Annotated in this window: 11 protein-coding genes; 7 read left to right on the forward strand and 4 right to left on the reverse strand. The window is 60.7% G+C overall.

Translation table 11 applies throughout. The features are described from left to right. From ABYO54_RS09110 to ABYO54_RS09135, 6 genes are all read left to right on the forward strand, one after another. Window positions 1-727 (forward strand): pyruvate kinase (locus tag ABYO54_RS09110; protein ID WP_372807939.1); only part of this gene is annotated, 727 nt, incomplete at its 5' end. Window positions 728-968: 241 nt separating this feature from the next. Beyond that, window positions 969-1,400: a hypothetical protein gene (locus tag ABYO54_RS09115; RefSeq protein WP_372807940.1), complete on the forward strand. Its 432-nt coding sequence runs from the start codon at window positions 969-971 to the stop codon at window positions 1,398-1,400. Window positions 1,401-1,530: 130 nt separating this feature from the next. Then, complete coding sequence (locus ABYO54_RS09120; RefSeq protein WP_372807941.1) at window positions 1,531-2,625, forward strand: calcium/sodium antiporter; 1,095 nt, start codon at window positions 1,531-1,533, stop codon at window positions 2,623-2,625. 65 nt (window positions 2,626-2,690) lie between these two features. Beyond that, a complete protein-coding gene (locus ABYO54_RS09125; RefSeq protein ID WP_372807942.1) occupies window positions 2,691-4,391 on the forward strand; it encodes a cation:proton antiporter in 1,701 nt (566 codons plus the stop codon). Between the two features lie 68 nt (window positions 4,392-4,459). Next, a complete protein-coding gene (locus ABYO54_RS09130) occupies window positions 4,460-5,488 on the forward strand; it encodes a class I fructose-bisphosphate aldolase (protein ID WP_372807943.1) in 1,029 nt (342 codons plus the stop codon). A 9-nt stretch (window positions 5,489-5,497) separates the two neighbouring features. Then, the gene (locus ABYO54_RS09135; RefSeq protein WP_372807944.1) at window positions 5,498-5,857 is read left to right on the forward strand and encodes an STAS/SEC14 domain-containing protein; all 360 of its coding nucleotides are present in this window, start codon (window positions 5,498-5,500) and stop codon (window positions 5,855-5,857) included. A 356-nt stretch (window positions 5,858-6,213) separates the two neighbouring features. Here ABYO54_RS09135 and ABYO54_RS09140 read toward each other — a convergent pair whose 3' ends face one another. From ABYO54_RS09140 to ABYO54_RS09150, 3 genes are all read right to left on the reverse strand, one after another. Continuing rightward, entirely contained in the window at window positions 6,214-7,050 is an 837-nt protein-coding gene (locus tag ABYO54_RS09140; RefSeq protein WP_372807945.1) for a Bro-N domain-containing protein, read from the reverse strand. A gap of 207 nt (window positions 7,051-7,257) precedes the next feature. Beyond that, window positions 7,258-7,602, reverse strand: coding sequence for a hypothetical protein (locus ABYO54_RS09145; protein ID WP_372807946.1), 345 nt, complete (start codon window positions 7,600-7,602; stop codon window positions 7,258-7,260). 153 nt (window positions 7,603-7,755) lie between these two features. Beyond that, window positions 7,756-8,727, reverse strand: a complete 972-nt coding sequence (locus ABYO54_RS09150; RefSeq protein ID WP_372807947.1) for a zinc transporter ZntB — start codon at window positions 8,725-8,727, stop codon at window positions 7,756-7,758. 221 nt (window positions 8,728-8,948) lie between these two features. Here ABYO54_RS09150 and ABYO54_RS09155 point away from each other — a divergent pair, with 221 nt between their 5' ends. After that, the gene (locus tag ABYO54_RS09155; RefSeq protein WP_372807948.1) at window positions 8,949-9,164 is read left to right on the forward strand and encodes a LapA family protein; all 216 of its coding nucleotides are present in this window, start codon (window positions 8,949-8,951) and stop codon (window positions 9,162-9,164) included. Here the strand turns inward: ABYO54_RS09155 and ABYO54_RS09160 are convergent. Beyond that, a partial coding sequence (locus ABYO54_RS09160; protein ID WP_372807949.1) for a family 1 glycosylhydrolase occupies window positions 9,085-9,998 on the reverse strand: 914 nt, incomplete at its 5' end. The two genes, ABYO54_RS09155 and ABYO54_RS09160, sit on opposite strands and share 80 nt — an antisense overlap.

A 9,998-nucleotide genomic window follows, 5' to 3' on the forward strand; every position in this document is an offset into this window, starting at 1 on the left:
GGTTTCCGACGGGATCATGGTGGCCCGCGGCGATCTCGGCGTCGAAACCCCGGTGGAGCGGATGGCCGTAATCCAAAAGCAGCTGATCCGCCGCGCCAACCTCTTCGGGAAACCGGTCATCACCGCCACGCAGATGCTCGAATCGATGACCGGCCACAACCGGCCCACCCGCGCGGAAGCGACCGATGTGGCCAACGCCATCCTCGACGGCACCGATTGCGTGATGCTTTCCGAAGAGTCGGCCATGGGAAAATTTCCGGTCGAGGCCGTGCGGATGCTGGCGGGAATTGCCGCGGCCACCGAACCCTCGCGCCCCTCTGTCCGGCTTTCCGACTATCGGCCGGACGGCGACACCCATCTGGTGGATCTAATCTCGCGCAATGTGCAGGAAACCGTTGCCCGCATCGCCCCCTCCGCCGTTCTGGTGCCTACGCTTACGGGGCACACGGCCCGGATGGTGGCGCGCTTTCGATTGCCGGTCTGGATCGCCGCCGTCAGTCCGCAGGAGGCGACCTGCCGCGGCCTGCAGTTTTCCTATGGCGTTGCGCCGGTTTGCGCGGCAGAAGCGCCGGCGGATTGGGGCGTGTTTGCCCGCCGCTGGCTGCAAGACCTCGGTCTCGCCGAAGGCTTCGTCGTGCTGACTGAAGGCCCTTCCGCCAAAAACCCCGGGGCCAACCCCCGCATGGAAATCATCGACCTCGGCGTTTCGAACGAAAACCCCCGATGAGGTGGGCCAACCCACTGATCCTCCTGCTTTTTATGGGCATGCGTGCGGCCAATGGTTTAAAGATTTCTTCTTGGACCGTCCTTTAATTAAAAAGCATGTCCATGAATAATCGGTTTGTCATTTTGCTTTGTTGGTAAAGTTTTCCGGGTGTACAATGCGCGGCGTCAAGCGGGGGAAATACCCAGGCAGAACCAATGGGCGTGGCGCTCCGGTAGCGGACCGTTCGCCCGAAAGGAGCACAATGAAAAATTCAGATGCCCGGAACGGGATTCAAATCGGTCTTTGGATCGATCACAAGGTGGCGATATTGGTTTTCATGGAAAAGGGTTCCGCCCGGGTTGAGCGGATCGAATCCGGCGCCGAAAGCCATTACCACTCATCAGGCGGAAGCCGCAGTGCGGGCGGATTAGGCATCGCGCAAGACGTATCCAACGAACAGCGGATGGACGAACGGCGCAAGCATGAGTACCATCGCTTTTACCGGAAGGTCATCGAAGCGGTTGCGCCGGCCGACGCCCTGCTGATTCTCGGCCCCGGGGAAGCAAAGCGGGAATTGGCGAAGGAAATCCAGGCGGTAAAGAGCTTCGGCGACAAGCCGGTTGCCGTGGAGACGTCGGATAAACTCAGCGAGAACCAACTGGTGGCGAAAGTCAAAGCGTTCTTCGTGCGCTAGCGGGGGGTCGCATACCGGAAAACGAGCCGTTGATCCCATCGGAAACCTGCCCGACGGTCACGTCGTGCCGTCCAAAGGCCCTTCCGCGAAATCCCCCGGGACCAACCCCCTGAAGCTGTGAGCCAACCCCATGATTCTTCTGCTTTTTATTGCCGGACTGGTTTTTCTGATTCTGGGAGCGGAGGGGCTGGTGCGGGGCGCGTCCCGGCTGGCCGCCGCGCTCGGCATCTCGCCGCTGGTCATCGGGCTCACCGTCGTGGCGTTCGGCACGAGCGCGCCGGAGCTGGCGGTAAGCATTAAATCGGCTCTGTCCGGGCAACCGGACATTGCGGTTGGGAACGTGGTGGGCAGCAACATCTTCAATGTTCTGTTCATTCTGGGCCTGTCGGCGATCATTGCCCCGCTTGCGGTATCGCGCCGGCTGGTTCGTTACGATGTTCCGCTGATGATCGTCCTTTCGGTGCTGGCGCTGGTGCTGGGGGTTGACGGGACCATCAGCCGAACCGAAGGCCTGCTGCTGTTCCTCGGTCTTGTCGTCTATGTCGGCTTTCTTTTTTGGCAAGGCCATGGCGAGGGCCGGCCGGCCAACGCGGAAGGCGCGAAGCCCGTTGGCGGGGGGGAAGGGGCGGCGAAGGGATGGGCCGGCAACCTTGCGCTCGTGTTCGGTGGCCTCGTATTGCTGGCCGTCGGCTCCCGCTGGCTGGTTGACGGAGCCGTTGCCGTTGCGCGGCATCTCGGGGTCAATGAACTGGTGGTTGGGCTGACGATTGTGGCGGCCGGGACATCGCTGCCGGAAGTGGCGACCTCGGTGATGGCCAGCATCCGGGGCGAACGCGACATTGCCGTCGGCAATGTGGTCGGCAGCAACCTGTTCAACATCATGGGGGTGCTCGGCATTGCCGGGATTGCGGCGCCGGCCGGCGTGGCCGTTTCCGACGCGGCCATCCGCTTCGATCTGCCGGTTATGGTCGCAGTCGCTTTCGCCTGCCTGCCGATCTTTTTCACCGGCGGCATCATCAGCCGTTGGGAAGGGCTGGTGCTGCTCGGCTACTACGCGGCCTACAGCGCCTATCTGCTGCTGGCCGCCGCCCATCACGATGCGCTTGCCTGGTTCAGTCTGGTCATGCTCTTTTTCGTCGTGCCGCTTACCGCAATCACCCTAGCCATTCTGACCGCCGCTCAAATCAAAAAGGCAAACGGGTTGGCGCTTGGCAAAACCCGATAGCGCGCGGTAGGATCTACCCGATTCCAGCGACATTCCGGATGCCCGTTCAAGCGAGGTGAGTGGCAATGCACTATCTTGATGAAAGCATGATTCTCGTTTTTCTCGTGCAGGTCAGCCTGCTGCTCGGCTTTTCGCGGATCGCGGGCCTGTTGCTGCGGCGGATCGGCCAGCCGGCCATCTCCGGCGAGATCCTGGTTGGGATCCTGCTGGGGCCCACCCTGTTCGGCCGCACGTTGCCCGGCTTGTACGCATGGGTCTTCCCGCCCGACGCCATGCAGCAAAACATGCTCGAAACCGTGGCCTGGCTCGGCATCCTCTTTTTCCTGCTCGACGCCGGACTCGACACCAACCTCATTGCCGCGCTGCGACAGCGCCGCGACGCGATGACCATCTCGCTTGCGGATTTGATCCTGCCCATGGCAATTGCCTTCGTTCCGGTCTGGTTCCTGCCGGACCACTACATCGGTCCCGGCGGCGACCGGCTGCTGTTCAGTCTGTTCATTGCAACCATCATGACCATCAGCGCCCTGCCGGTCACCGTTCGCATCCTGCAGGATCTCGGCATCTACCGCAGCGATGCCAGCCTGCTGACCATGTGCGCGCTGACCATCAACGATATCGCCGGCTGGCTGGTGTTTGCCGTCATTCTCAGCTTCGCCACCGGCGGCACGGCGAGTCTGGTGCGAATCCCGCTGGTTCTGACCGCCACCGTGCTGTTCACCCTCTTCTGCTTCACGATCGGCAGGCGACTGACCGATCGCGCGCTCGGCGAAATCAACCGGCTGGAGCTGCCTCAGCCGGGCACCTCGCTCACCCTGATTTTCATCCTCGGCATGGCTGGCGGGGCCATCACGCTGGGCATCGGCATCCATGCGCTGTTCGGATTTTTCATCGCGGGCATCATGGCGGGCGAATCGCGCCACCTCTCGGAAAAAACCCGGGAAACCATCTCGCAGCTGGTCAAGGCGCTGCTGGTACCGTTGTTCTTTGCCTCCATCGGGCTGAAAATCGATTTTCTCAAAGAACTCGATCTGCCGCTGACGGCCCTCATGCTCGTGCTCGGCGTTGCCGCGCGGTTCGTGGGCGCCTGGCTGGGCGTCAGCCTGACCCAACACCCGAAGACCAACCGCCAGCTGATCTCCGCCGCCCATACCCCCGGCGGCGAAATGCAGATCGTCATCGGCATCCTGGCCTTGGAATACGCCGTCATCACCCCGCCGGTGTTCGTTGCCATCATTGTCAGTGCGGTGCTCTCCTCGGTGCTGGTCGGCCCCTGGATGAAATGGGCGCTGAAGCGCGGGCGCCACACCCGTCCCGCCGCCGCGCTGACCCCCTCGAACATTCTGCCGTCGCTGGCCGCCGCCTCGCGCGACGAGGCCATCCGCGCACTCTGCGAGCGGGCCGGCGCGGGGCTCGATCCGCAGGAGGTGGCCGACGCCGTGCTGCGGCGCGAAGAACTGATGGGCACCGCGCTGGGATACGGCGTGGCGGTTCCGCACGCGCGCATGGAGCAAATCGCCACCCCGCGCCTCGCCTTTGCGCGCGCCCCCGCCGGCATCGAATGGAATGCGCCCGATGGCCTGCCGGCGCAGCTCGTCTTTCTTTTGCTGACCCCAACCGGCGAAGACAATTCCCAGCTGCATCTGCTGCGCGTCATCGCCACCGCCATGCAGGTGCCCGAAAACCGGGCCCGGCTGCTGGGGGCCCCGGATCGCGAAATCGTCCCGCTGATCTACGCCCTGTTCAAGGAGCCCCGCAAAACCTGATGCCGCGCCATCGAAGCCGGATGGATTCTTTCCTGTAAAAATAACGATCAAACACAAGGAGGCCTGAGATGAACGCACAACTGGCAAGTACGGCGAAAGCAATGGTGGCCGGGGACAAGGGGCTGTTGGCCATGGATGAAAGCCATCCGACCTGCGGCAAACGATTCGCCAAACTGGGCATATCCCAGACGGTCGAGATGCGGCAGGCCTACCGCGAAATGATCGTCACCACACCCGGCCTCGGCGAGTGCATCAGCGGCGCGATCCTCTTCGACGAAACCATCCGCCAGCAGACGCAGGACGGCCGGCCGTTTATCGCGGTGCTCAAAGCGGCGGGCATCATTCCCGGCATCAAGGTGGATGCCGGCGCGAAGGAACTCGCCGGCCATCCCGGCGAAAAGATTACCGAGGGGCTCGACGGCCTGCGCGAGCGGCTGGCGGAATATGTCCAGCTCGGCGCCCGTTTCGCCAAATGGCGCGGGGTGATCACCATCGGCGACGGCCTTCCGAGCCGCGGCTGCCTCCAGGGCAACGCGCATGCGCTCGCCCGCTATGCCGCCCTCTGCCAGGAGGCCGGGCTCGTGCCGATCGTCGAGCCGGAAGTGCTGATGGACGGCGCCCATACGATGGAGCAGTGCCGCGCGGTCACGGAAAAAACGTTGCGGACGGTGTTCGACCAGCTCGCCGCCCAGCGGGTGCTGTTGGAGGGCATGATCCTGAAACCCAACATGGTGCTGGCCGGTCTCGCCTGTCCCGAGCAGGAATCGGTCGACGAGGTGGCCGCCGCCACGGTGGCAACCCTCATGCGCACGGTGCCCGCCGCCGTGCCGGGTGTGGCCTTCCTCTCGGGCGGCCAGTCGAGCGAGCTGGCCTCGGCGCGCCTGAGCGCCATGAACGCGCACTTCAAACAACGCGTCCCCTGGGCGCTGGCGTTTTCGTTCGCGCGCGCCATCCAGCAACCCGCGCTCGAGATTTGGCGGGGCGACGCCGCCAACGTGCCGGCGGCCCAGCAGGCGCTGCTGCACCGCGCCCAATGCAACCGCGCCGCCCGCCGCGGCGAATATTCCGATGAAATGGAAGAAGAAACCAACCGATAGGGGGCAGCCATGCCGATCCAACTCAACGAAGAAAACGAAGGCCAAGTGCTCGTCGTGCAGGTTAGCGGCAAGCTCGCCAAGGAAGACTACGAGCACTTTGTGCCCGAATTCGAGCGGCTCGTCCGCTCCCACGGCCGGCTGCGTTTGCTGTTCGATATGACGGATTTCCACGGCTGGGACGCCGGCGCGCTCTGGGCCGACACCAAGTTCGGCGTCCGCCATTTCGGTGACATCGAACGCATCGCGATGGTCGGAGAGACGAAGTGGCAACACGGCATGGCCGTTTTCTGCAAACCCTTCACCAAGGCGATGATCGAATACTTCGACCACGACCACGTCGCCGACGCGCGGGACTGGCTCTACGGATAAGCGCCATCCCTACAGCGACGCCCGGTGGGGCACCGGGCCTACGTGCGCCTTCGAGTCCATTGGGCTTACTGGCGAAAGTCCAGTCCGGCTGAAGTTGCTAAGCCGGTAGTTGAGAGTAACTGCGTCGCAGTGATGCGGCATAGCCGCAACCAAAAATTAAACCGAGAATGAACGTCAATGGACGCGAGCGCCGAAGGCAGCGGCTGGCGCGCAGCGACGGCAGAGAACGAAGTGAACGGCAATGTTTTTGCCGCGAGCGCGCGCTGGGAACACAAAAGAAATCCTTGAGTTCTCTGTGATCTTTTGTGGCAAATTCTGTGCATGCCTAGTGGTTGCGCAGGGTAATGCTGGCCTGATTAATCATTGTCTCCGCCTTCCAGCAGGGTTCCGTCTTTGGCATTGAGTGGCGAAACCACTTTTTTCCCGGTTTTGGCTTCCAGTTCCAACCGGGCGTTTCGGGCCACCTCTCCGCCTTGCCGGGCGACCTGCTTGTGCTGATGGAAGGTGTCGGGATCGGTCACTTCGGAAATCTCTTTGGTGGATAGCTCGGCGAGCATGTTCAGCACCAGCTCTTTATTGGTCATGTTGTCGCGCAGATTTTCCTTTTTCAGCCCTTTGTGCTTTTTATATTCCTTCGCGGTTTTGTCCGCCCAGGTTTTATAGATGATGTCGGTCAGCGCGGCAAATTGCACGCCCTCCTCCAGCCCGTGCTTTCTCCACTCGTCGGTGAGTTCCTTGCGGATCTCAATGGATTTCAGACGCTGGTTGATCCAGTTGTCCGAGTAGCCGAGGCGCTTGTAGTCCCTCATGGCCTGTTCAATGGAGCGTTCCGGATCCTGAATCTGGTCGATGCGCTCGCTGGCCACCTGCGCCATCCATAGCTTGAACGGCTCCGCTTTAGGCGAAGGGATGGATTGAATCAGGCGGAAAAGCTGTTCGGTCGTCGCGCAATCCGTTTTCCGCATTTTGCCGTCAGCCGCCTTCATTTTGAAAGCGTTACAATTTGTAACGGTTTGATTGCCCTCATCTTTCAATCGTTTTTTTAAGACGCGCCAGTAAACCTGGGGGTTGGGGCTGTCGGTTAATACAGCGACTACATCCACAACGGAGAAATACCACGTTTCGGCCTCATCGTCCCAGAGCGAGCGAATGTTGCGCTGCTCAAAAACCTGTATGGCTTCTTTTTTTGTCATCGTTGTCCTCCGTTACCATCGGCCGGCTCGCGGATCGTCATCGGCGGATAAAGCCGTGTCCGGCGCGATTTTCCAATCAGTGGAAGGTTTTTACACCTGTAGGACCACTCCATCCAGTCCTTGCTTTTGGAAAGAAGCAAAAGGCGCTCTCGCCGGCGGTTCGGCTCCAAAGGCGGGGCACCGGGCCTACAAGGGTCAAGCGACCGTTCAGTCGTCGAGCAAGGAAAAGGTTGCTGCGGCGGTCTGCTTGTCGATGCGGACACGTACAAGACATTGTTCGGTTTGTTCACTCTCGACGGTCGGGTCGCCCGCGCAGGCGCAGCCCGGCGTGCGCGACGTGTAAAAAATCTGCGCTTTGACTTCGATGGCATCGGGCTGCTCTTTTGTGCTCAGAATAAGGGCTTCGATCGCTTCGTCCATCGCGTAGCTGCCCGCCGCCAAACCCTGCTGCAGGGGCAGGACGGCGCTGTCGAGCGCGGCGATGGATTGTTTTAGAACTTCTTCGAAGTCCGTGCGGCCCCAGGCGGTTAGTGCGTCTTGTAGTTGAATCACCTTTCACCTCGTTTCTTTCATGCCGGTATCCGCTGAGCCGTCAGGTCGGTTGCGATACGTACCGCAGGCCAGCCATTCGAGTCGGGATGCGCAGATCGTCCGGAGGGCGAATTTCCGCACACCAACGGGCACCGATTCTCCGGTTCTGCGCAATCAAATCATTTTCTTTCGTTTGAATAGAATGTACTGAATGATCGCAAATACCACCAGCAGGGCCACAACGATCGCGAATGCACTGTTACTGTCCGTTCCCGGCATCCCGCCGACATTGATGCCGAGCAATCCGGTAAGCAGTCCGAGCGGGAGAAAGATGGCCGTGATAATGGATAAAATGTAGAGGGTCCGGTTGGTCTGTTCGGAAAGGCTGTTGTTCAGTTGTTCCTGCGTGATGGCCGCGCGATCCCGTGCCGCATCCAGATCGTCTACAAAACGGGCGGTTCGCTCGGACGTTTCGCGCAAGTAAACTTTGGCCGTCTCGCTGAGCCAGGCAATCCGCTCGTTTTGCAATCGGGCCAGCACATCGCGCTGCGGGGCAATATAACGCCGCATGCAAATGGTTTGCCGCCGCAAATCGGCAATCATGGGCCGAAGTTCATGGCTCTCTTTCGTTAGAACCATATCCTCCAGTTCATCCGCCCGGTCATCAATGTCGCTGACGACATCGCCCATGCGATCGATCAACCGATTGGCGATCATGACCAGAAAATCATCGGCCGAGTCCGGCCCTTTGCCGGCTTCGATGCTTTGGCGAATATCTTCGATGGCCAATACCCGCCGATGGCGCATCGTAATGATTCGATGTTCGTCGAACCACATGCGGATCGAGACCATGTCCTCCGGGTCGGCGCCCGGATTGCTATTGACCCCCCGCAGAATAAGCAGCAGGGACTCGGGGCTGGAGACGATTCTGGGCCGGGTTTCCTCGGCGAACAATGCGGAGCATGTAACCTCGTTGAGCCCGCTTTCATTCAGAAGCCACTGCCGGACGGTTTCATCGGCATAATCCAGGTGCATCCACAAAACCCCCTGATCCGGGGTCCACGTTTTCACGCGATCCCAATCCGCCGGCTGCCCGGCTCCCTCTTTGAGTAGATAGGCACAAATCAAACCATTTCCGTTTTTCACGCTGAATCCTCCTGGTTCGAGGGCACTCAGGATGCTCCCCGATGATGCCCCGCATCTTAATGAAGGGATAGCTTATGAATTCTAGATACGCCCCGCGAACTAAATGTACGTCTTCTTCCGCAGCGGTCGCATGATTCTGGCGATATTTGCCGATTTTAAAGGTCGACAATCCAGGGTTGAAGAACAGAATGCTTAGCAAGTGCAACACAGGAGGCCGATCGATGATTAAACTCAAGCTCTTTTCCGCTTTGACTCTCATTCTGCTGGTGCTCATCGTGATCTTCCAAAATACGCAGGCGGTCGAAACCCGCTTTTTGTTCATCACCTTCACGATGCCGCGCGCGGCCTTGCTGGCGATCACATTTCTGGTGGGCGCGGCGGCGGGGATTCTTCTTTCGGTCGGATTGGCGAAGCGCCTGCCGAAACCGAAGAAGTGAATCCGTTTTCGCGGATGATGCGGCTGTAGAGCCGCGCGCTGGGGCGCTGCGTGCGGGTGAGTCCGGGATCGGCGGTATCGACTTCTACGAGTCCGAACTTCATTTCGAATCCCTCTTTCCACTCGAAATTGTCGATGAACGACCAGTGGAAATAGCCTTCGACGGGAATGCCTTCCTGCAGTGCGGCGTGAATTTGGGCGAGATGGCTCGTGATGTAGCCGGGCCGCTTTTGGTCGGTCGCGTCGGCGATGCCGTTTTCGGTGATGTAGATCGGTTTGCGATAGCGCGCCCAAACCTCATGGATGATTTTCGATAGGCCTTCCGGCCAGATCTGCCAGCCCATGTCGGTGGTGTCCACCCCGTCGGGCATGGAATCGATGTCGAGAAACCCCGTGCGCCACTTTTTCCGGGAGAAGCGCAGCGACATGCGGAAATAGTAGTTGATGCCGCAAAAGTCGATGGAGTCTTCGAGTCCGTCGATGCTCCCGCGCCCGAAGAACGGATGCAGTTTTCCGCTGTGCACGGAACGGTCCCACGCCCGGAAGAGCAGCGCGCGGGTAAAGGTTTGCGCCCGGCGTTCATACCACCCGCCGAATCCCGCCGATCCCCACGCTTGCAGATAGGGATAGGCCATGGCGATCCCGGCGCGGGCGTCGGGATGTCGGGCATGGATGCGCGCATAGGCGCCCGCGTGGGCCCGCAGCATGTTGCGGGCGCATTTGCGGAACGCGGATAGGGAGCGGCGCTGCGGCGGGAAGTCGCCGGAAATGTTGCCGGCGAGCAGGGCCACCATCGGCTCGTTGAGCGTGATCCAGAGGTCGGGGAATTCCCCGA

The sequence above is a fragment of the Pontiella sp. genome (assembly GCF_041622395.1).
GTDB lineage: Bacteria > Verrucomicrobiota > Kiritimatiellia > Kiritimatiellales > Pontiellaceae > Pontiella.